The sequence below is a fragment of the Streptomyces sp. NPDC051578 genome, assembly GCF_044454045.1.
Classification (GTDB): domain Bacteria; phylum Actinomycetota; class Actinomycetes; order Streptomycetales; family Streptomycetaceae; genus Streptomyces.
This window is the reverse complement of record NZ_JBITDH010000001.1, coordinates 943,366-964,628: the sequence shown is the minus strand read 5'-3', so window position 1 is coordinate 964,628 and position 21,263 is coordinate 943,366. Positions and strand designations below refer to the sequence as shown.

Here is a 21,263-nt window from a genome sequence, read left to right as displayed (position 1 = left end):
ACCCGCGCGCGGCCCGGCCTATTCGAGGTAGCGCGACGGTGGGCGGGGCCGGCGGGCCGCGTCTGTGCCGCCGAGGACGCCGGCGGTGGTGCCCGCGAGGGTCCCGCCCGGGCCGGCTCCCGTGCCCGTTCCCGTGGTGCTGCCGGCGGTGGTGCCGGTGGTGGTCCCGCTGTCGGTGCCCGCGTCGCCCTGGCCGCCGTCCGTGCGGCCGCCGTCGGTGCGGCCGCCCGTGTCCTGGCCCGCCGTGGTCTCGCCGCCGTCCTGTCCGCCCTGGTCCTGCCCGCCCGTCGGGGGCGTGGGGCGCTGCGGGCGGCCGGGTCGGCTGGGCGGGACGGGCGGGAGGGGGGTGGTGCCCGGGGGCTGCTCCGGGTTGTTCGGCGTGAAGGGCGGCGGGGAGGGTGCCGCGCCCGCCTGGAGTTCGAGGTCGAAGTCGAGGGGGTCGCTGCCGGCCAGTGCCGTCTTCGTGTACTGGGCCCAGATCCTGGCCGGGTATCCGCCGCCGCCGAGGCGCTCTTCGCCCAGTGCCCCGTACAGGGATTCGAGGGCGCCGGTGTCGGGGTCCTGGCCCATCACGGAGACCACCGTGACCAGGTCGGGGGTGTACGCGGCGAACCAGGCGGAGCGGTCGAGTTCCGCGGTGCCGGTCTTGCCGGCGGCCGGGCGGCCGGCCGCGAGGGCGGCGGTGCCGGTGCCGTTGTCGACGACGCTGACCAGCATGGAGGTGGTGGTGTCGGCGGCTTCGCGGCTGATGGCCTGGCGCGGGGCGCGATCGGGCAGCTGGATGTCCTCGTCGCCCTTGCTGATCTTGTCCACGAGGGTGTACGGGGTGTGGCGGCCGTGGTCGGCGAGTGTCGCGTAGGCCTGGGTCATGTCGAGGACGCTGGCCTGGAGGGTGCCGAGCGCCATGGCCGGTCCGGGGTCGAAGTTGGGGGTGTCCTCGGGGATGCCGAGGGCGATGGCGGTCCGTTTGACCTTGTCGGTGCCGACGTCGACGACCATCTGGGCGAAGACGGTGTTGACGGAGAGGTCGGTGGCGGTGTTGACGGTGATGTCCCCGTAGGACTGCTGGCCCTCGTTTTCTGGAGCGTAGGGGATCCGGGTCCCGACGACGCGGCGCTTGTTGTCGCCGTTGTAGAGGGTGTTGGGGGTGATGCGGCGGCCGTCCTGGGTGCGGGCGTCGTTGTCGACGGCGGATGCGAAGACGAACGGTTTGAAGGTGGAGGCCACTTGGTAGTCGTGCCGGGTGGCGTTGTTGACGTACTGCTTGGTGTAGTCGAGGCCGCCGTACATCGCGACGACCTTGCCCGTGGTGGGGTCGATGGAGACGCCGCCGGCCCGGACCACCCGGTCGGCCTTGTGGGTCTGCGGGTCGAGTTTGCCGATCAGCTGCTTGTCCGTGGCGGCGACGATGGCGTTCTGGCGGCGCTTGTCGATGGTGGTGGTGATGCGGTAGCCGCCTTCGGAGAGCGTCTTGTCGTCGACGATCTTGTGTTCGACGATGTAGTCCTTGACGGCTTCGACGAGGTAGCCGCGCTGGCCGGAGAGGCCGGCGGCGGGGCGGATCTTGCCGGGTTCGGGGAAACGGGCGGCCGCGCGTTCGGCGGGGGTCATCCAGTTCTTCTTGGCCATGCCGTCGAGGACGTAGTTCCAGCGGGCGAGGGCGCGGCCGCGGCCCTGGGGGTGGGCGACGACGTCGAAGGCGCTGGGGGAGTTGAGGAGGGTGGCGAGGTAGGCGCCCTCGGTGGTGGTGAGTCTGCCGACGTCCTTGCCGTAGTAGGCCTGGGCGGCGGCCTGGATGCCGTAGGCGTTCCGGCCGAAGTAGCTCGTGTTCAGGTATCCCTCGAAGATGTAGTCCTTCGACTTCTCGCGTCCGAGTTTGATCGCGATGAAGAATTCCTTGGCTTTGCGCTCGACCGTCTGTTCCTGGCCCAAGTAGTAGTTCTTGACGTATTGCTGGGTGATGGTGGAGCCGGACTGGGTGCCCTTGCCGGCGAGCGTGTTCCAGGCGGCGCGCAGCATCGCCTTCGGGTCCACCGCCCGTTCGGAGTAGAAGTCCCGGTCCTCTGCCGCCAGTACCGTCTCCTGCACCGTTCGGGGGATCTGTGAGAGGGCGACATTGACGCGGTTGACCTCGCCGTCACGGGCGAGTTGGGAGCCGTCGGCGTAGAGGTAGAGGTTGGACTGGGCGGTGGCGGTGGCGTTGGCGGGCGGGATGTCGACCAGGAGGTAGCCGGCGATCAGGGCGCCGCCGATCAGCAGGGCGATGAGCAGGATGCCGCCGAGGAGCATGCGCCAGGTGGGGAAGGCCCTGCGCCATCCGGTCCGCTTCCGGTTCCGCTTGCGCCCGGCCTGCGGTCCGGCCTGCGCCCCGGTCTGTGGCCCGGCCGTTGGGCCGGGCGCCGGTTCGGGCGGCGGTGGCGGTCCGGCGTCGGCTCGGGGGGTGTCGGGGTCGCGAGGGGTCCAGCCCGGGGGTGGTGACTGGTCGTTCATCTCCGGGGCTCCTCGACGGTGTACGACATATCCGCATCTGTACCAATGGTGTCTACCTGATAGCCGATGTGCGTGCTTCGGACGGGCGTAAATCCGTCGCGTGGCTCGCCCCTCCGCACTAAGCTCGCGCGCTTTGGCCGACGTAGGAACGACCTGGGAAGGGGAGGGATACGGTGCGCCAGCAAGTGGGCCCGGGAGCGGAAGCGGAAACGGAAACGGAAGCCGGCACGGGGAGCGGGGACATACGCCGGAGGGCGGGGGTACGGGACGCGTGTCACCGCTTACGGCTCTACGGGGCCGTAGCGGTCGGCGGGTTCCGGCGTTACGCCACCTACGGGACGGCGACGGCGGCAGGCGTGTTCACCAACACCGTGTTCGGCTTCATCCTCGCGTACACGTACGTGGCGCTGTGGGACGAGCGGCCCGGCCTCGGCGGCTACAGCCAGGGGCAGGCACTGGCCTTCATCTGGGTCAGCCAGTCGCTGCTGGCCGCCGCCGCTCTGATGGGCGGCGGGTTCCAGGAGGAGTTCCAGGAGCGCGTCCGTACGGGTGACATCGCCGTCGACCTGTACCGCCCGGCCGACCTCCAGCTGTGGTGGCTCGCGGCCGACATGGGCAGGGCCGCCTTCCAGCTGCTGGGACGCGGGCTGGTCCCGGTCCTGGCGGGGGCGCTCGCCTTCCCACTCGCGCTGCCCGCCGACCCGGTGCGCTGGCTGCTGTTCCTGGCGGCCGTGGTGCTCGGGCTGGTGGTGAGCTTCGCGGTGCGGTTCCTGCTGGGGCTGGCGGCGTTCTGGCTGATGGACGGCACCGGGGTCAACATGATGGCCGGTCTGGTCTCGGTCTTCTTCTCCGGGATGCTGCTGCCGCTCACCGTCTTCCCGGGCGGCTTCGGTGACGTGGTCCGGATGCTGCCGTGGGCCGCGATGCTCCAGGTGCCGATGGACGTCCTGCTGGGTGAGGGGGCGGGCGCGGGCGCCGCGGTACGGGCGTTCGCGTTCCAGGCCGGGTGGGCGCTGGCGCTGCTGGGCGCGGGCCGGCTGATGCAGGCGGCCGCGACGCGGAAGGTGGTGGTCCAGGGTGGCTGACGCGGTGCTCGGGCGTGAGCGGGAGCAGCCGCCGGCGGCGGTGCGGGAGCGGGAGCGGGATCGGGAGCCGGAACGCCACCGTGCGCTGGAGGGGCTGCGCGGCTACGGCCTGATCGCCGCGATGTGGATCCGCTCGGCCATGACGTACCGGATGTCCTTCCTGCTGGCCACCGTGGGGAACGCGGCGGTCACCCTCCTCGACTTCGCCGCGATCTCCATCATGTTCATGCACGTGGACGTCCTCGCCGGCTTCTCGCTCCCCGAGATCGCCCTGCTGTACGGGTCCTCCTCGACCTCGCTGGGCCTGGCCAGCCTGCTGCTCGGCAACACCGACCGGATCGGCACGCGGATCCGCGACGGCTCGCTGGACAGCATGCTGGTGCGCCCGGTCCCGGTGCTCGCGCAGGTCGCGGCGGACCGGTTCGCGCTGCGCCGGCTCGGGCGGATCGCGCAGGGCTCCGGGGTGCTGGTGTGGGCGCTGGCGGTGCTCGACGTGGACTGGACGGCCGGGAAGGTGCTGCTGGTGCCGGTGATGGTGCTGGCGGGGACGGCGATCTTCGCGGCGGTGATGGTGGCCGGGGCGGCCTTCCAGTTCGCGGCCGGCGACGCGGCGGAGGTGGTCAACTCCTTCACCTACGGCGGCTGCACGATGCTGGAGTACCCGCCGACGGTGTTCGCGAAGGAGCTGCTGCGCGGGGTCACCTTCATCGTCCCGCTGGCGTTCGTCAACTGGCTGCCCGCGCTGTACGTGCTGGGGCGGCCCGATCCGCTGGGGTTGCCGGGCTGGGTCGCGTTCCTGAGCCCGCTCGTGGCCTTCGCGGTGTTCGTTCCCGCGTCGCTGGCCTGGCGCGCGGGACTTCGTTCGTACCGGAGCACGGGGAGCTGAGGACAGGACATGGGAGACGTACTGATCGAGCTGGACGGCGTCGAGAAGGTGTTCACGGTCCGGCGCCGGGTGGGGCTGGTACGCCGGGAGAAACGGCAGGTGAGGGCCGTGGACGGGATCGGGTTCACGGTGGGCCGGGGGGAGATGGTGGGCTACATCGGGCCCAACGGCGCGGGCAAGTCCACGACGATCAAGATGCTGACCGGGATCCTCACCCCGAGCGCCGGCCGGCTGCGCGTCGCGGGCGTCGACCCGGCCCGCGAGCGGATGCGCCTCGCGCACCGGATGGGGGTGGTGTTCGGGCAGCGCACGACGCTGTGGTGGGACCTGCCGCTCAAGGACTCGTACCGGCTGATGCGGCGGATGTACCGGATCCCGGAGGCGAGGTACCGGGCGAACCTGGAGCGCTGCGTGGAGCGGCTGGACCTGGGGGAGCTGCTGGACGTGCCGGTACGGCAGTTGTCGCTGGGGCAGCGGATGCGCGGGGACATCGCGGCGGCCCTGCTGCACGATCCGGACGTGCTGTACCTGGACGAGCCGACGATCGGGTTGGACGTGGTGAGCAAGGCGAAGGTGCGGGCCTTCCTGCGGCAGCTGAACACGGAACTCGGGACGACGGTGCTGCTCACGACGCACGACCTCCAGGACATCGAGCAGCTGTGCGAGCGGGTGATGGTGATCGACCACGGGCGCCTGATGTACGACGGTCCGCTGGGCGGGCTGCACGCGGCGGGCGGGGCGGGGGAGAGCGAGCGGACGCTGGTGGTGGACCTGGAGCGGGAGCTTCCGCCGCTGGAGGTGGCGGGGGCGCGGGTGGTGCGCGTGGAGGGGACGCGGCAGTGGCTGGCGTTCCCCGCGCAGGCGTCGGCGGCGCCGCTGGTGGCGGCCGTGGCGGCGGGGTACCCGCTGCTGGACCTGTCGGTGCGGGAGCCGGACATCGAGGAGGTCATCGCGCGGATGTACGCGGGGCGGGGGTAGGGGGAAATCAGGGTGGGCCCCGGGGTCCGGTACGGGGACGAGACGTACAACTGCCCGGGCCCAGTACATAGTCTGGTCCCATGAATGAGGAGCGGCCGGAGAAGCCGTTGACGGAGGGGTCGTTGCCGCAGGAGCCGTCCCCGGGGGAGCAGCTTCCGATCGCGCGGAAGCCGTCCCTGGAGAAGCAGCTTCCGATGTCGCAGGAGCCGCCGGCCGGGGGTGCGCTGCCGCAGCTGAGGGCCTCGGATGCGGACCGGGAGCGGGTGGTGGACCGGCTGCGCGACGCCGTCGCCGAGGGCCGGCTCGACATGGAGGAGTTCGAGGAGCGCCTCGACGCGGCCTACAAGTCGCGCACGTACGCGGAGCTGGAGCCGCTGACCCGCGACCTGCCGGAGCCGGGTGTCGAGGCGCCCCTGGCGTCGGCGCCGCCGGGGGCCGGGGTGGCGCGTGCGGCTTCCGGGTCGGCGTGGGCGGACCGCATCGGGGGCCACGGCACCTGGTCGACGGGGATCGCCGTCATGTCCGGGTTCCAGCGCAAGGGCCGCTGGACGGTGCCGGCGCGGTTCGACGCGTTCGCGCTGATGGGGGGCGGGGAGCTCGACCTGCGCGAGGCGAACTTCGCAGAGCCGGAGGTCGTGATCAACTGCATCGCCGTGATGGGCGGCATCGAGATCACCGTCCCGCCGGGCGTGGAGGTCGATGTACGGGGCATCGGCTTCATGGGGGCGTTCGACCACCGCGAGGGCCCGGAGCAGCCGGAGCCGGGCGCACCGCGCGTGGTGGTGACCGGGCTCGCCCTGATGGGCGGGGTGGAGGTACGGGTGAAGGAGCCGAAGGGCGTCAAGAAGGCCAAGGGCGGCAAGGCGACCGGCTCGGTGGACGGCGGGCCGCTCCGGAAGGAGCTGTAAGGGCTCTCGTAGCGGCGTGCTGGCGCGCCGGGAACTCCTCGGACCGCTCGGGAGTCGGATGCTATGCGGACAAAACCGGCCGTGGGGGGAAGGCAGGAGCACGTGGAAGACGTGGACCATCGCGACGCGGACCATCGCACGGGAGCGCAGACCGGGACCGGGGCCCGGACCGGGAGCGGGACCCCGGCCGCCGGGACCCAGGCCGGGGCCGGGGCCCCGGCCGGCGCCCCGGCCGGGGCGGCCGTCGGGCGCGGCGCTTTCGTGTTCAGCGCGGCGGACGAGGAACGGCGGCGCGGGGTCCGCCGGATGAAGACCACCGCGACGGGGCTGCTGACCCTGGTCGCGCTGGTCTACGTACTGGCCAAGTGGGCGCAGCACACCGGCGCGGGCGGCTGGACCGGGTACGTCGCGGCCGCCGCGGAGGCGGGCATGGTCGGCGCGCTCGCGGACTGGTTCGCGGTCACGGCCCTGTTCCGGCGGCCCCTGGGGCTGCCCATCCCGCACACCGCGATCATCCCGACGAAGAAGGACCAGCTGGGTGTGTCGCTGGGCGAGTTCGTGGGCGAGAACTTCCTCTCCGCGGAGGTCGTCCGGGCCCGACTGCACGCCCTCGGCATCGGCGGCCGGCTCGGCTCGTGGCTGGCGGACCCCGCGCACGCGGAGCGGGTCACGGCGGAACTGGCGACGGCCCTGCGCGGAGCACTGGCCGTGCTGCGGGACTCCGACGTGCAGGCCGTGGTGGGCGAGGCGATCACGAGGCGGGCCGAGGGCGCCGAGATCGCTCCGGGGATCGGCAAGACCCTGGAGAAGGTCGTCGCCGACGGTGGTCACCACCGCGCCGTCGACCTGATCTGTGCCAAGGCCCACGACTGGCTCGTCACGCACGGGGACTCGGTCATGGACGCCGTCCAGGGCGGCGCGCCCGGCTGGACCCCGCGCTTCGTGGACCGCAAGGTGGGCGAGCGGGTGTACAAGGAACTGCTGCGCTTCGTGACGGAGATGCGGGACATGCCGGAGCACCCGGCGCGGGGCGCGGTGGACCGCTTCCTGACGGACTTCGCCGCCGACCTGCAGTCGGACACGCGGACCCGGGAGCGGGTGGAGCGCCTCAAGTCGGAGATCCTCGCGCGGGGCGAGGTGCAGGACGTGATCGCCTCGGCGTGGGCCGCGATCCGGTCGATGATCATCGCGGCGGCCGAGGACGAGCAGAGCGAGCTGAGGCTGCGCGTGCGGGCGTCGCTGATGTCCCTGGGCGCCCGGCTCGCGACGGACGGGCGGCTCCAGGCCAAGGTGGAGGGCTGGATCGAGGGCGCGCTGGTGTACGTGGTCACCACCTACCGCACGGAGATCACCTCGCTCATCACCGACACGGTGGCGGCCTGGGACGCCGAACACACCTCCCGCAAGATCGAGGCCCACATCGGCCGCGACCTCCAGTTCATCCGCATCAACGGCACGGTGGTGGGCGCCCTGGCGGGCCTTCTGATCTACACGGTCTCGCGAGCCCTGGGGGCGTAGAGCCCGCCCGGCCCCACCCGCGCCGCCGCGCCGCCGCCGGGCTACCGCCCCCGGCGGCCGACGCCCGAGGCGCGGCGCCAGGTCCTCCGGGACGGAGCGCGGGGGAATGCGCGGCCCGGGGCCGCCCTCCAGCCTCGCCGGCGTTTGAGGCGCGGGTCGAACGTTCAGCCCCCCCGGCGTTTGAGGTACGGGGTCGCACTTTCAGCCTCACCGGCGTTTGAGGCGCGGGGTCGCACTTTCAGCCTCACCGGCGTTTGAGGCGCGGGGTCGCACTTTCAGCCTCACCGGCGTTTGAGGCGCGGGGTCGAACGTTCAGCCTCGCCGGCGTTGGAGGTGCGGGGTCTGGGGCGGGGCCCCGGGAGGTCCGGCGCAGCCAGGTCCGCTCCGCGGGGCGGCGCCGCGGGTAAGGCTGCGTCCCGGGCCGAGTCCGGGCCTCCCGGGTCGCCCCGGACGGAGCCCGGGAAGGTTCGCGGCGCGGGGTCGCACTCTCAGCCTCGCCGGCGTTTGAGGCGCGGTCTGGGGCGGGGCCCCGGGAGGTCCGGCGCAGCCAGGTCCGCTCCGCGGGGCGGCGCCGCGCCCCCGCGAGGCCGTCCCGCTACCCCCGCCGGTCGGCCACGACCCACGCGGCCCCCGCCACAACCCCCGCCGCCCCGAAGACGGCCGGCCACGCCCCGACCTTCCGCGCCAGCGGATGCGCCCCCGCGAACCCGGCCAGGTACAACGCTCCGAGCCCGGCCGCCGCCGGCACGCCGCCGCGCCGGTGCCACTCCCGCCCCGCCGCGATCCCGGCGGCCCCCAGCACCACACCGCCCAGCGGCCGCCTCTTGGTCCAGCGGGCCACCGCGTACCCGCCCACCAGTCCGGCCGCCGCCACCATCGAGGTCGGTACCCGCTCCATGTCCACTCCCTACGCGTCAGCAGTACCCGTACCGCAGTACCCGTACGGGCCGTTTCCGTACGCCCCGAGGCTAACGGGCCCGTCTGACGGCCCTCCGCGCCCCCACCCCGCCCAGCACCAGTACCGCCCCGCCGATCACCCCTTCCGGCACCGCCTCCCGCACGGCGGCCGGCAGCAGCGCCACGACCCCGAGGACGAGGAGGAAGGCGAGGGCGGCCCGCCCAACGGCCCGAAGCAGTCTGTCCACGACCCCTCAACGCGCCCGCCGCCCCCCACGACACGCCCCGCCCCACGCCCCACGGCACCACAACCGCGCCCACACCCGCCCACCCGCCCGAGGGGATTTGTCGCACACTCGCCGCATCCGCCTGATACGCCGCCCGTGGAACCCGGACCGCATAAATTCACTCTCCAAAGACAAACGGGAAAATCCCCGCAACGCGCCCCAGGAGCCCGGACATCGTGATCTGCTACGGACAGGCCGTCCTCGACCTCGTGGACGAACTGGTCGACGCCTACGCCGACGTCTTCTCCGCCCCGCCGTGGAACGAAGACGAAGAAACCATTCGCCAGTTCGCGGACCGCCTCCCCGCCGACGCCAGGCGCCGTGGCTTCCGTACCGCCCTCGCCCAGTCCCCGGCCGGCATCGACGGCTTCGCCACCGCCTGGCTCACCCCGGCCGCCTTCCCCAAGAACCGCGCCTACGGCCAGGTCGCGGCGCAGCTCGGACCCGGCCGGGTCAAGGAACTCCTCGTCGGCGCGCTGGAGATAGACGAACTCGCCGTACGCCCCTACGCGCGCGGCCGCGGCACCGGACGCGCCCTCCTCACCGAGATCACCGCCGACGCCCCCGACCGCCGCGCCTGGCTCCTGACCTCCCGGCTGGCCCGGGACACGGTGGCGACGTACCGCCGCCTGGGCTGGCACGAGGTCGCCGCCCTCCCCGGCACCGAGACCGGCGTCATCGTCTTCCTGGCCCCGGACCACCCGAGCCGCTGACCAGGGGTATCACGTGCCGGGGGCGGGCATACCCGCGCCATGATCACCACTACGCCCCAGCGGCTGGCCCGGCGACAGCTCAACCTGGCCACCCGGCACCAGCTCACCACCGCCGCCGGAGTACCCGACGGCACGATCACCTCCCGCACCCGCCCGGGCGGCCCCTGGCAACGCTTACTGCCCCGGGTCTACCTCCTCCAGACCGGCCCCCCTGACCACCGTCAACGCGCCCTCGCCGCCGTCCTGTACGCCACCGAGCCCACCGCCGACCCCCTCTCGGGCGACACGGCCGCCCTCACCGGCAGCGCAGCGCTCGCCCTGCTCGGCATCCGCGAGGCTCCGTACGCCCCGGCCGACGTCCTGATCCGCGCCCCGCGCCGGCTCACCGCCACCCCCGGGGTCCGCCCGCTGACCACCTCCCGCTGGCCGCGCACCATCACCGTCCGCGGCATCCCGAGCACCCGGCCGGTCCGCGCGGCCGCCGACTTCGCCGCCCGCGCCGACGACCCCGACCGCATCCGCTCGACCCTGGCCCACGTCGTCCAGGCCGGCTGGTGCCACCCGCACGACCTGCACGCCGAACTGCGCTCCTCCCGCCTCCTGGGCCGCCCCGCGATCCGCTCGGCGGCGTCGGAACTCCTGGCCGGCGTCCGCTCGGTCGCCGAAGCCCGGGCCCGCGACACCCTCACGGGGACCGACCTGCCGACCCCGCTGTGGAACGCCCGCCTCTACACCCCGGACGGCACCTTCCTGGCCAGCCCGGACGCCTACTGGCCCGACGAGGGCGTCGCCCTGGAGATCGACTCCGCCGAGTACCACTACACCCGCGACGCCTGGCACGCCACCCTCCGCCGCCGCCTGCGCCTGGAGTCCCACGGCGTCCTGGTGGTCAGCGCCACCCCCTCCATGATCCGCGACACCCCCACCGAAGTCATCGCCGCCCTCCGCGCCCTCTTGACCCTCACCACCCCCCGCCCCCACCCCCCAACGGCCTCCGCCCGCGGCCACGTTCAGCTGGAGCTTTCCGTTCCGTGAGAATGGCGGAGTGGAACCCCTCGAAAGCACCCCGGCCGTCCGGGCTCGGATGAGCCGGCAGAAGAGCAAGAACACCGGGATCGAGATCGCCCTGCGGCGGTCGCTGCACGCCGCAGGGCTGCGGTACCGGGTCCACCGACGCCCTGTTAAAGGGGTGCGACGAGAAGCCGACATCGTGTTCGGCCCGGCGCGGGTCGCGGTCTTCGTGGACGGCTGCTTCTGGCACGGCTGCCCTCTCCACGCCACGTGGCCCCGCAGCAATCCCGAATTCTGGCGCGCGAAGATCGAGGGAAACCGGGCCCGCGACCGCGACACCGACGCCCGGCTGGCGGAGGCCGGCTGGTTGGCGGTGCGGGTCTGGGAACACGAGTCGGTGGAGAAGGCAGCCGAACGCGTGGCGGAGGTCGTCGCGGCGAGGCGATCCGCTCGAACGGAGAAGCCGGGCCGTGAGGGAGGTCAGTCCTCGCTCGCGCCGTGGCACTCCGGGTAGGGCTTGCCCGAGGTGCACCAGCAGGGGGAGCTGGGGGTGGGGGGCCAGGGGGTGGCCTTGCCTCGGGCGGCGAGGGTGGTGGCGTATTCCGCCAGGAGGCTGGGGGAGGCCGGGGAGGTCTTCTCGGAGGCCGCGAAGGCCTCGTACGAGGGGACGCTGGCGGTGACGATGCCGAGGTTGGTGGTGCCGGAGGCGGCCAGGGCGCGGAGGGACGATTCGATCTGTTCCAGGTGCTGCTCGTGCGAGGGGTACTCCGCGGCGAGCGTCGGGTAGCTGGTCAGGAGTTCGGCCAGTTCGCGCTGGGGCCAGTGGAGGATCGCCACCGGGAACGGGCGGGAGAGGGCGGCGCGGCGGTCGCCCAGTTCGGCGCGGAGGCGGGCGATCTCGGCGCGGAGCTCGGCCGGGTCGTCGGAGCCCAGGGCCCAGATGCGCTTCGGGTCGTGGAGCTCGTCCAGCGGGATCGGGCCGATGTGGCGGGTGTCCGCGACCATGTCCCAGTCGTCGTGCGGGCGCCCGAGGAGGCGCCGGACGCGGTGGCGGCCCGTGAGGAGGGCGGTGGTGGCCTGGGTGAGGGGGGTGTTCTCCGGGATGAGGAGGGTCGCCGCCTGCGTGAAGCACTCCTCCGAGGCGGTCAACTCGTCGTGGTTCTCCAGGGTTTCCGCGATGACCTCCCAGGGGGCCGGGTCGGCGGGGGCCGCCGTACGGATGCCCTGGATCAGGGCGCGGGCCTCGGCCTCGTGGCCGTACTCCCACAGGTTCGAGGCTTGGAGCGCCTTGATCAGGTGGGGGTCGTCGGGCTCGGAGGCGAGGAGCCGGTCGTAGAGCGCGCTTGCCCGTTCCCGTTCGTCGGCCAGTTCGAGGTGGGCCGCGGCCTGGAGGAGCAAGGGCTCCTGGTCCTCGGGGTAGCGGGTCGCCGTGCGGATGAGGCGCTCGGCTTCGGCGATGTGCTCGGCAGGCGTGTCGGGGCGCATGGTTCACACCGTACTGCCGCTGGTCAGTTGACGGGGGAGGTCTTATGGTGCCGCCCGTGCGGGATCACATACCTGTGGTGGTGCAGGGGAGCGGCCGGCGAGGGCGCCGGGCCGGTCTCGCGGGGGTGCTGTGGGCGGCCGGCGAACTGGCCGTCACGGTGGGGGCGGTGGTGTTGTTGCTGGTGGTGCACCAGATGTGGTGGACCAACCGGCAGGCCTTGGCGGGCGCCCGGGAGGAAGTGCGGGCGCTGGAGCGGGGGTGGGAGGAGCCGGGGCGCCTGGCCCCGCCCGCGGCTGAGGCGGATGCGGACGCGGAGGCGGATGGGCAGGCGGACGCGCGGCCCGAGCCCGATCCGGGACCGTCGGGGGCGCCTTCGGCGGCCGGGCCGGGGCCGTCACCCTCCGCCCCGGGTGGGGCCGCGCCGCCTGCGGGACGGGCGCCCGCGCGGGACCGGTCGTACGCCGTGCTGCGCATCCCGCGCCTCGGGCTCGTCGTGCCCGTCGCGCAGGGGATCGACAAGAAGGCCGTCCTCGACAAGGGGTACGCCGGGCACTACCCCGGGACCGCGCAGCCGGGCGAGGAGGGGAACTTCGCGCTGGCCGGCCACCGCAACACGCACGGGGAGCCGTTCCGGTACCTGAACCGGCTCAGGGCGGGGGACGAGGTGACGGTCGACCTGCGGGGGCAGAGGTACACCTACGTGGTGGGGCGGATCCTGCCCGAGACCACCGAGCGGGACACGGGCGTGGTGGCACCGGTGCCGCGCAGCGCGGTGAAGCCGGGGTACGGCTACAGCGAACCCGGTGCCTACATCACGCTGACCACCTGCACGCCCGAGTACACCTCCAAGTACCGGCTGGTGGTGTGGGGGACGTTGAAAAGGTGATCGCGGTAAACGGTGATCACGGGAACTGCGGCGCGGGGCGGGGCGTTGTGTCGGTAGGGTAGTTCGTACTGACGGTCGAGGGGCTGAGCGCAAGGGGGTGGGCGGCATGGTCGGGCGTTTGCAGGAGCTGTTGCTGACCCTGCTGCTGCTCGGAGGTCTCCTCGGGCTGCTGCTCGGGGAGAACGTGCTGGCCGGAGTGGTGGTCGCCCTCGCGGCCGCCGTCGCGGTGGCCGCCGCCGCTTTGGCGGCGAGCCGGGTGCGCCCCGTACCGCCGCACCGAATACGTACCGCGATCCGTGATCGCGAGCAGCGCACGGCGTTCCTGCCGCAGCGCGATCCCGACGCCTCGGGCCGGTCGCGGCCCCGGGCTCCCGGCCGCCTCGTCCCGACGGCCGCGTAGGGGCGCGCAGTACATCAGGACGGGGCCGCTGGTCGGCCCTGGCCGTGGCACCATTTTCCGCTCACTGATCATGTCGTCGCCCCTCGCGGGTCGTCACGCCGAAATGCATCTCTTTCGACGTTCGACGAGACCCCTCGGAGGGCCCGCGTGTCCGTTTTCACCCACCTTGTCGTTGAGTTGGGCCGGCTGTTGGAGCCGGTTCTGGCCGAGTCCGCGACCGCTGTGGCGATCGTGCTGTTCACCGTGCTCGTACGCCTCGCGCTGCACCCGCTGAGCCGGGCGGCGGTGCGCGGCGCGACGCCGCTGGCCGGCTGCCTGCCCGCGCTGTTGCAGCTGCCGGTGTTCTACGTGATGTACCGCGGGTTCTCCTCGGCGGAGGTCGGCGGGGCGGCCAACGAACTGCTGGGCCACCGGCTGCTCGCCGCGCCCCTCGGGGACCGCTGGGCCGACGCGCTGGGGCAGGGCGGGGTGTTCGGGGCGCCGGGGCTGGTGTTCCTCGGGCTGTTCGCGGCCATCGGGGCGGTGGCGGCCTGGAGCGCGGTACGCGGGCGCCGGGCGGCGCTGGCGTCCTCGCTCGCAGTGGCGGGCGCGGGTGAAGGCAGTGGCGCCGGCGGTGGTTCCGGCCGTGGTGCTCGGGCGGGGGTCGGCGGGGGCGCTGGTTCCGGCCGCGGCGCGGGGACCGGCCGGGCCGCGGTGGTGGGCGCTTCCGGGACCGGGGCGAAGGCCGGGGCCGCCACGCGCGGGGGAGTGGCGGTGCTGAGCGCCGAGCAGGAGGCGGTGATGCGGAAGATGGGCGGCGTGCTGCCCCTGCTGTCGTTCGGGACGCTGATCACCGCCGCCGTGGTGCCGCTCGCCGCCGGGCTCTACCTGCTGACGACCACCGCCTGGTCGGTCGCCGAGCGGGCCTGGCTACAGCGGGGTGCGGGGCGCGCCTGACGGAGGGTGGCGTTCCAGTCCGTGAACAGGGTCTTGCAGATTGGCCGGACATCTTGGAGGATCGGCCAATCCTCCGATGGCCGCAACCCATCGTCCGGCCCGGGGCATGCCCATGGGCCGACCACCCTCGACCACGGGAGAATGCCCATGAAGCTGCTGCGTGTCGGACCCGTCGGGTCGGAGCGCCCCGCGCTGCTCGACCAGGACGGAACCCTGCGGGACCTGTCCGGACTGATCACGGATGTGGACGGCGCGCTGCTCGCCGACGACTCCGTGCTGTCCCGGGTACGGGACGCGGCGGCGGCGCCCGGGGAACTTCCCGCACTCGACGCCGAAGGGCTGCGCGTGGGCTCCCCGATCGGTCGCATCGGCAAGGTCGTGGGCATCGGCCTGAACTACTTCGGGCACGCCGCCGAGATCGGCGCCGAGCCGCCGGCCGAGCCGATCCTGTTCCTCAAGGCGGCGGACACGGTCGTCGGCCCGGACGACACCGTCCTCATCCCGCGCGGCAGCGTGAAGACGGACTGGGAGGCCGAGCTCGGCGTCGTCATCGGCGCCACCGCCCGCTACCTGGCCTCCGCCGAGGAGGGCCTGGCGCATGTGGGCGGGTACACGGTGGTCAACGACGTATCGGAGCGCGAGTTCCAGATAGAGCGCGGCGGCACCTGGGACAAGGGCAAGAACTGCGAGACGTTCACCCCGCTCGGCCCCTGGCTGGTCACGGCCGACGAGGTCCCGGACCCGCAGGCGCTCGGCGTCCGGCTCTGGGTCAACGGCGAACTCAAGCAGGACGGCAGCACCTCGGACCAGATCTTCCCGGTCGGCGAGGTCGTGCGGTACCTGAGCCAGTTCATGACCCTGTACCCGGGTGACGTCATCGTTACGGGCACCCCGGCGGGCGTGGCCATGGGTCAGCCGGAGCCCAAGCCGTACCTGCGCGCCGGTGACGTCGTGGAGGTGGAGATCGACGGCCTCGGTCGTCAGCGCCAGGAGTTCAAGGGCGCGTAACGAGCCGGCGGCCGGGAAGGGCAGGACGGCGGGAGGGGCGGACCCCCGGGGGGCGGCCCGCCCCTCCCGCCTGCCTGCGCTCCCGGCTGCCCCATGGTGGGTGGGGTGGCTGTGCGGCGGTCCCGGCCTGCGGTGCTCACGGCCGACCCGCGCTGAGAATGCCCGGCGGCCGACCCGCTTTGAGGGGGCCGGCGGCCGGCCGCCTTGAGGGGGCCGGTGGGCGGGCCGCCGTGGCTCCGGGCGGCTTACGCCGCGTCGGCGGGGGAGAGCGTCACCGTGACGCCGTCGCGCGAGGACCGGCGGGCCGCCTCCAGGACCGCCAGGCAGTGCGCCGCCTCACGGGCCGTCACGGGAGCCGGCCCGCCCTCGCGCAGTGCCGCGGCCACCGCCGCGTAGTACGCCGGGTAGTCGCCCGGCGCGGTCGGCACCGGGGTCCCGCCGCCGGTCAGCGGTGATTCGCCCGCGCCCAGCCGGCCCCACAGGTGCTCGGGTTCCACGCCCCATGCCTGGCCGTCCCCGCCCGGTCGGAGCCCCTCGCGCAGCGCGGCCTCCTGGGGGTCGAGGCCGTACTTGACGTAGCCGGCGCGCGAGCCGAGCACGCGGAAGCGCGGACCGAGCTGGGCGGTGGTCGCGCTGACGTACAGGTGCGAGCGGACCCCGCCGGCGTGCGTGATCGCGATGAAGGTGTCGTCGTCGGCCTCCGCGCCCGCGCGGCGCACGTCGGTCTCCGCGTAGACCCGCACGGCCGGACCGAAGAGCACCAGCGCCTGGTCGACGACGTGGCTGCCGAGGTCGTACAGCAGCCCGCCGATCTCCTCCGGCGCCCCCGACTCCCGCCATCCGCCCTTGAGCTGCGGCCGCCAGCGCTCGAAGCGGGACTCGAAGCGCTGCACGTCGCCGAGTTCGCCGTCGGCGAGGAGCCGGCGCAGGGTGAGGAAGTCGTTGTCCCAGCGGCGGTTCTGGAAGACGGACAGGAAGGTGCCGGTCCGCTCCGCGAGCGCGGCGAGTTCGTCGGCCTCGGCGGCGGTGGCGGCCAGCGGCTTGTCCACGACGACGGGGACGCCTGCGGTGAGGGCGGCCCTGGCGAGCGGGACGTGCGTCTTGTTGGGGGAGGCGATGACGACGAGGTCGACGGGATCGGCACCGTCCGATCCGTCCCAGAGCGCGGCGGCGGAGCCGGCGATCCGGATGCCGGGGCAGGCCTCGCGCGCCTGGGCCTGGCGGCCGGGGTCGGAGGTGACGACCGCGTCGAGGACGAGCCCCTCGGTGGCCGTGACCAGAGGGGCGTGGAAGACGGAGCCGGCCAGTCCGTAGCCGATGATTCCGACGCGGAGGGGGGAGGTGGCGTTCAGGGGCATGGGTCATACTTTGGCAACAGTGTTGCGTAAGTGCAAGGAGAGACGGCGGGGTGAATCGGGGCCATCAGGGCAATGGGGTCAACCTGCCCGTGGTGCGGGGGCACAACGAGGCGCTGATCCTCGGGCTGCTGCGGGGGGCGGGGCCCGGCGGGCTGGGCCGCGCCGACCTCGCCGGTCGTACGGGGCTCACCCCGCAGGCCGTCAGCAAGATCACGGCGCGGCTCGCGGCGGAGGGCCTGGTCGCCGAGGCCGGGCGGGGCGCGTCGACGGGCGGCAAGCCGCGGACCCTGCTGAGGCTGGTACCGGAGGCGCGGTCCGCGGTGGGGGTGCAGCTGGACCGGGACGAGCTGACGGCCGTACGGGTGGACCTGGCGGGGCGCGTCGTCGCGCGGTGGCGCGGGCCGCTGGACTTCGCGGCGGGGCCGGTGGCGGCGGTCGAGGCGGTGCTACGGGCGGTCGTGCGGGTTCGCGAGGCGGGCGGGGCGGGGGCGCCGCTGCTCGGGGTGGGGGTCGCGGCGCCGGGCCCGCTGGACTGGCGGGACGGGGTACTGGGGCGGGTGACGGGGTTCCCGGAGTGGGAGGGGTTCCCGTTGCGGGAGGTGCTGGCGGGGCGGCTGGGGGCGCAGGTGCCGGTGGTGGTGGACAAGGACACCAACGCGGGGGTTGCGGCGGTGGCGGCGGGGGACGGGCGGGGTGCGAACTGTGTCTACGTGCACGTCGGGACGGGGGTGGGAGCGGGACTGCGGTTGGACGGTGCGGTGTTCCGGGGGCCGCGCTCGCTGGCGGGGGAGTTCGGGCACCAGGTGCTGGAGCTGGATGGGCCGCCGTGCCGGTGCGGGGGGCGGGGGTGCGTCGAGGCGCTGTGCCTCTCCGCGCTCGCGCGGGGGGATCTGGCGGGGGCGGCGCGGGTGCTGGGGGAGGGGGCGGCGAACGTGGTGGCGCTGCTGGACGTGGAGCGGGTGGTGCTGGGCGGGAGGGTGGTGGAGGCGGAGCCGGGGGTCTTCGTGGAGGGGGTCGAGGCGGTGCTGGTGAGGCGGGCGGGAGTGGCGGTGGCCGTCGCCGTTGCCGGGACGGGGGTGGCGGAGGGGGCGGCGGAGCTGGTGCTGGGCCCGCTGTTCGGGCGGGGCGCCTGAGGTCCCCGGGGCCCCGCCCCGGGCCCGGGCGCCTCAAGTGCCGGGCGGGCTGGATTGTGGTCGGCCTGGCTGGCCTGGCCTGGTTCGGTGCGGCGCCGTTGCGCGGGCGGTCCCGGCTGCGCCGGGCTTTCCGGGGCTCCGCCCCGGACCCCGCGCCTCAAACTCCCCCAGAGTCCGTCCGGGGGACCCCCACGAGGCTGGGTTTGCCGGCCCCGCGCCTCAAGCTCCCCCAGACTTAGTCCGGGGGGACCCCCACGGGGCTGGGTGTGACCCGGCCGGATGAGGCCGGGGCGAGGTGGGGCCCCGCGTCCGATCAGGCGTAATGGTGGGGGGTCCGCGCGCGGATGGGCCGGGGGTGGGGGTGGGGCGTGGGAGAGTGCGGGCGGCGGGGTGATTGTCGCCTCGTCCGATCATCGGCATCATCACTGTTTCCGTCCGGCGAGCTGCGAAGGTCCTCCATGCGACTGCGCGAAGCCCTTGCCCCTCCCGCCCTGTTGGCCGCCGTGTTCCTCTCCCTCCTCGCGCCCGGCACGGCCTCCGCCGACGTCGGCAACGGCGGCGGGGCCCACCCCGCCCCCGCGCTGCCCTCGCGCGCCAAAGCCACCTGCGGGGACGCCAAGAGCAGCGCCTTCCCCATCGGCGCCCGCATCCGCGGCGGCCCGGCCGTGTACCGCACCGGCGACGGACCCCAGACCTGGTACCTGGACCTGACCAACACCACCTCCGGCGAGTGCACGGCCATCCACCCCGTCGTCGTCTTCACCGACAAGGCCCGCACCCTGCGCCCCGCCCACCTCCAAATGGACTTCGAGACCCCCGACGGCCCCCGCCCCGCCACCCTGGAGCGCAGCGACCGCGACGAGATCATCGCCGTGTTCGACGGCGAGGCGTTTCCCGGCTTCGCCATCGGGGCCGGCGGCTCCCGTACCGTCCGCGTCTCCCTCGCCTTCGCCCCCGACGCCCCGCACGGTGAGGTCCTCGCCGACGCCGCCGTCGTCCGGCGCAAGGGCGACGACGGGGACTGGGTCGGCGAGGCGGGCGGCTACCGGTTCTCCGTCGAGGGGCCCGAGGACGAAGCCGGCGAGGCGGGCTCGCTCGCGCACACCGGCCCCCGCCCCTGGGCGTCGGCCGCGGCCGCCGTCGCCACCGTCGCCACCGGCGGCGGGCTGCTGCTCGGCGCCCGGCGGCTGCGGGCCCGCGCCGAGGACTGACGTACACCTGGTCCGCGTACAGTCCGAGGGTGGAACATCTCAGCCAGAGCCAGCCCCACCGCCCCGGGCAGGCCGTGCGGTCCGGCATCCCCGAGCACGGGCGCATCCCCAAGTACTACGCGGTCAAGGCCCGTATCTCCGTCCTGGTCGAGGAACTCGGGGAGGGCGGCCTGCTGCCCACCGAGCGTGATTTCGCCGAGCAGTACGAGGTCTCCCGCGAGACCGTCCGCCAGGCCCTGCGCGAGCTGCTGCTGGAGGGCCGGCTGCGCCGCTCCGGCCGCGGGACCGTCGTCGCCGGGCCCAAGCTGGAGCAGCCGCTGTCCCTCGCGAGCTACACCGAGGGCGTGCGCCGCCAGGGCCGTCGTCCGGGCCGGCACCTCATCGGCCTGGAACGTTTCCCCTGCCCGCCCGAGCTGGCCCGCGGCATCGGCGCCGAGACCGGTGAGCCGGTCTGGCACCTGGAGCGCGTCCTGCTCGCCGACGACGAGCGCGTCGGACTGGAGAGCACGTACCTGCGCGTCGCCCGCGCGCCCCGACTCGACAGCGATTTCCAGCCGGACTCCTCCTTCTACGGGTACCTCCGCGACCGCCTCGGCATCTCGTTCGGCGACGCCGACGAGAAGCTGGAGACGGTCCTTGCCACTCCCCGCGAAGCCCTGCTGATCGGCACCCCGCCCGCGCTGCCCATGCTGCTCATCCACCGCTTCTCCCGCGACCAGGACGGCCGCCCGCTGGAGCGGGTGCGTTCGCTCTACCGAGGCGACCGGTTCAGCTTCACGACCCGCCTGCGTCCCGAGTAGCCTCGGCATTCCCCACCAGAGCGAGCGAAGGGGACGTAGTGTTGTCACAGAAAGGTAACGGGTCTAGTCCAGGCGTCGAGCCCTGTTCACCGGCCCGCCATCGCGCCGCCCTCTCCCTGCCCCGGGCCGCGCCCACCGTGGACGGCGTGAGAGTCATAGTCGTCGGAGGCGGCGTGGTCGGCACCATGCACGCCTGGCAAGCAGTCGAACGCGGCCACGAGGTCGTCCAGATCGAACGGGAAGCCGAGGCCCGCGGCGCGTCCCTGCGCAATTTCGGCCAGATCTGGATCAGCGGGCGGGCCGGGGGAGAGGAGCTCGACACCGCCCTGCGCGCCCGCGAGCTCTGGGAGCGGATCGGCGCACAGGTGCCCGGCCTGGGCTTCCGCGCGATCGGCTCCCTCACCCCAGTCCGCACCCCCCGCGAACGCGCGGTCGCCGAAGCGGCCGTGGCCCGCACCGACGCCGCCGCCCGCGGCTACAAGCTGGTCACCGCCGAGGAGGCCCGGGCGATCAACCCGGCGCTGCGCGGCGCTTTCGAGGCCGCCCTGTGGTGCGAGCGGGACGCGGCCGTGGAACCGCGCACGGCGCAGCTCCACCTGCGCGACGCCCTGCGCGCCACCGGCCGGTACACCTTCCTCCCCGGGCGCGAGGTGCGCGAGGTCATCGGGACCGGCGCGGTCCGCGACGACCACGGTGACGTCCACCGCGGCGACGCCGTCGTCCTCGCCACCGGTGCCTGGCTGTCCGGCCTGGTCCGCGAGCTGGTCCCGGACCTGCCCGTGCGCCGCGTCCGGCTCCAGATGATGCAGACCGCCCCGCTCGGCGAGCCGCTGACCACCTCGGTCGCGGACGCCGACAGCTTCCGCTACTACCCCGCGTACCGCTCGGAAGCCCTCGACGCCCTCGACTCCGGGCAGGCGCAGGCGCCGGTCGCGGCCGCCCACAAGATGCAGCTGCTGATGGTCCAGCGCCGGGACGGCGGGCTGACCATCGGTGACACCCATGAATACGAGCACCCGTTCGCGTTCGACACCGACGAGGACCCGTACGAGCACCTCACCGAGGTGGTCGAGTCCTTCCTGGGCCGCCCGCTGCCCAGGATCCGGCGCCGGTGGGCGGGCGTGTACGCGCAGTGCACCGACACCACCCGCGTCGTCCACCGCCAGCAGGTCGCCGACGGCGTCTGGCTGGTGACCGGACCCGGCGGGCGCGGCATGACCTGCTCGCCCGCGATAGCCGAGACCACCGCGAACGAACTGGGCTGGTAACCGA

At 73.8% G+C, this 21,263-nt stretch carries 21 protein-coding genes; 16 read left to right on the top strand and 5 right to left on the bottom strand.

Annotation, left to right across the window (positions count from 1 at the left end):
* Positions 1–18: 18 nt before the first annotated feature.
* Positions 19–2,490 (bottom strand): transglycosylase domain-containing protein, encoded by a 2,472-nt coding sequence (locus ACIA6C_RS04330; protein WP_399272831.1) that lies wholly within the window; start codon positions 2,488–2,490, stop codon positions 19–21.
* A gap of 242 nt (positions 2,491–2,732) precedes the next feature.
* On the opposite strand from ACIA6C_RS04330, the gene ACIA6C_RS04325 reads away from it, so the two are divergent.
* From ACIA6C_RS04325 to ACIA6C_RS04305, 5 genes are all read left to right on the top strand, one after another.
* A complete protein-coding gene (locus ACIA6C_RS04325; protein WP_399274471.1) occupies positions 2,733–3,575 on the top strand; it encodes an ABC transporter permease in 843 nt (280 codons plus the stop codon).
* A 121-nt stretch (positions 3,576–3,696) separates the two neighbouring features.
* Positions 3,697–4,461 (top strand): ABC transporter permease, encoded by a 765-nt coding sequence (locus tag ACIA6C_RS04320; RefSeq protein WP_399274469.1) that lies wholly within the window; start codon positions 3,697–3,699, stop codon positions 4,459–4,461.
* A gap of 9 nt (positions 4,462–4,470) precedes the next feature.
* On the top strand, positions 4,471–5,439 hold the full coding sequence (locus tag ACIA6C_RS04315; protein ID WP_399272829.1) for an ATP-binding cassette domain-containing protein: 969 nt from the start codon (positions 4,471–4,473) through the stop codon (positions 5,437–5,439).
* An 80-nt stretch (positions 5,440–5,519) separates the two neighbouring features.
* Positions 5,520–6,347, top strand: a complete 828-nt coding sequence (locus ACIA6C_RS04310; RefSeq protein ID WP_399272827.1) for a DUF1707 domain-containing protein — start codon at positions 5,520–5,522, stop codon at positions 6,345–6,347.
* A 63-nt stretch (positions 6,348–6,410) separates the two neighbouring features.
* A complete protein-coding gene (locus tag ACIA6C_RS04305; protein WP_399272825.1) occupies positions 6,411–7,865 on the top strand; it encodes a DUF445 domain-containing protein in 1,455 nt (484 codons plus the stop codon).
* 595 nt (positions 7,866–8,460) lie between these two features.
* On the opposite strand, the gene ACIA6C_RS04300 is transcribed toward ACIA6C_RS04305, so the two are convergent.
* A complete protein-coding gene (locus tag ACIA6C_RS04300) occupies positions 8,461–8,763 on the bottom strand; it encodes a hypothetical protein (protein WP_399272823.1) in 303 nt (100 codons plus the stop codon).
* Between the two features lie 70 nt (positions 8,764–8,833).
* Positions 8,834–9,010 carry a hypothetical protein gene (locus tag ACIA6C_RS04295; protein ID WP_361137708.1) on the bottom strand — a complete coding sequence of 59 codons (177 nt, stop codon included), beginning with the start codon at positions 9,008–9,010 and terminating at the stop codon, positions 8,834–8,836.
* Positions 9,011–9,225: 215 nt separating this feature from the next.
* Here ACIA6C_RS04295 and ACIA6C_RS04290 point away from each other — a divergent pair, with 215 nt between their 5' ends.
* Genes ACIA6C_RS04290 through ACIA6C_RS04280 form a run of 3 tightly spaced genes read left to right on the top strand, consistent with a single transcriptional unit; the run spans position 9,226 to position 11,287 of the window.
* The gene (locus tag ACIA6C_RS04290) at positions 9,226–9,762 is read left to right on the top strand and encodes a GNAT family N-acetyltransferase (RefSeq protein WP_329195522.1); all 537 of its coding nucleotides are present in this window, start codon (positions 9,226–9,228) and stop codon (positions 9,760–9,762) included.
* Between the two features lie 39 nt (positions 9,763–9,801).
* A complete protein-coding gene (locus ACIA6C_RS04285; protein ID WP_399272821.1) occupies positions 9,802–10,797 on the top strand; it encodes a hypothetical protein in 996 nt (331 codons plus the stop codon).
* 10 nt (positions 10,798–10,807) lie between these two features.
* Positions 10,808–11,287 carry a very short patch repair endonuclease gene (locus ACIA6C_RS04280; RefSeq protein ID WP_399272819.1) on the top strand — a complete coding sequence of 160 codons (480 nt, stop codon included), beginning with the start codon at positions 10,808–10,810 and terminating at the stop codon, positions 11,285–11,287.
* On the opposite strand, the gene ACIA6C_RS04275 is transcribed toward ACIA6C_RS04280, so the two are convergent.
* Complete coding sequence (locus tag ACIA6C_RS04275) at positions 11,254–12,258, bottom strand: hypothetical protein (RefSeq protein WP_399272817.1); 1,005 nt, start codon at positions 12,256–12,258, stop codon at positions 11,254–11,256. The genes ACIA6C_RS04280 and ACIA6C_RS04275 overlap by 34 nt on opposite strands.
* 44 nt (positions 12,259–12,302) lie before the next feature.
* Here ACIA6C_RS04275 and ACIA6C_RS04270 point away from each other — a divergent pair, with 44 nt between their 5' ends.
* The 4 genes from ACIA6C_RS04270 to ACIA6C_RS04255 all read left to right on the top strand — a co-directional run bounded on the left by ACIA6C_RS04270 (position 12,303) and on the right by ACIA6C_RS04255 (position 15,489).
* Complete coding sequence (locus tag ACIA6C_RS04270) at positions 12,303–13,145, top strand: class E sortase (protein ID WP_399272815.1); 843 nt, start codon at positions 12,303–12,305, stop codon at positions 13,143–13,145.
* Positions 13,146–13,251: 106 nt separating this feature from the next.
* Positions 13,252–13,545, top strand: coding sequence for a DUF6412 domain-containing protein (locus ACIA6C_RS04265; protein WP_366080844.1), 294 nt, complete (start codon positions 13,252–13,254; stop codon positions 13,543–13,545).
* A 147-nt stretch (positions 13,546–13,692) separates the two neighbouring features.
* The gene (locus tag ACIA6C_RS04260; RefSeq protein ID WP_399272813.1) at positions 13,693–14,481 is read left to right on the top strand and encodes a hypothetical protein; all 789 of its coding nucleotides are present in this window, start codon (positions 13,693–13,695) and stop codon (positions 14,479–14,481) included.
* A gap of 147 nt (positions 14,482–14,628) precedes the next feature.
* Positions 14,629–15,489: a fumarylacetoacetate hydrolase family protein gene (locus tag ACIA6C_RS04255; RefSeq protein WP_399272811.1), complete on the top strand. Its 861-nt coding sequence runs from the start codon at positions 14,629–14,631 to the stop codon at positions 15,487–15,489.
* 245 nt (positions 15,490–15,734) lie between these two features.
* On the opposite strand, the gene ACIA6C_RS04250 is transcribed toward ACIA6C_RS04255, so the two are convergent.
* Positions 15,735–16,847, bottom strand: coding sequence for a Gfo/Idh/MocA family oxidoreductase (locus ACIA6C_RS04250; protein WP_399272809.1), 1,113 nt, complete (start codon positions 16,845–16,847; stop codon positions 15,735–15,737).
* 50 nt (positions 16,848–16,897) lie between these two features.
* Between ACIA6C_RS04250 and ACIA6C_RS04245 the strand changes: the two genes are divergently transcribed.
* From ACIA6C_RS04245 to ACIA6C_RS04230, 4 genes are all read left to right on the top strand, one after another.
* The gene (locus tag ACIA6C_RS04245; protein ID WP_399272807.1) at positions 16,898–17,980 is read left to right on the top strand and encodes an ROK family protein; all 1,083 of its coding nucleotides are present in this window, start codon (positions 16,898–16,900) and stop codon (positions 17,978–17,980) included.
* Positions 17,981–18,438: 458 nt separating this feature from the next.
* Positions 18,439–19,191 carry a hypothetical protein gene (locus ACIA6C_RS04240; protein WP_399272805.1) on the top strand — a complete coding sequence of 251 codons (753 nt, stop codon included), beginning with the start codon at positions 18,439–18,441 and terminating at the stop codon, positions 19,189–19,191.
* 29 nt (positions 19,192–19,220) lie between these two features.
* Positions 19,221–19,991, top strand: a complete 771-nt coding sequence (locus ACIA6C_RS04235) for a GntR family transcriptional regulator (protein WP_399272803.1) — start codon at positions 19,221–19,223, stop codon at positions 19,989–19,991.
* Positions 19,992–20,137: 146 nt separating this feature from the next.
* Complete coding sequence (locus ACIA6C_RS04230; protein ID WP_399272801.1) at positions 20,138–21,259, top strand: TIGR03364 family FAD-dependent oxidoreductase; 1,122 nt, start codon at positions 20,138–20,140, stop codon at positions 21,257–21,259.
* Positions 21,260–21,263: the final 4 nt, after the last annotated feature.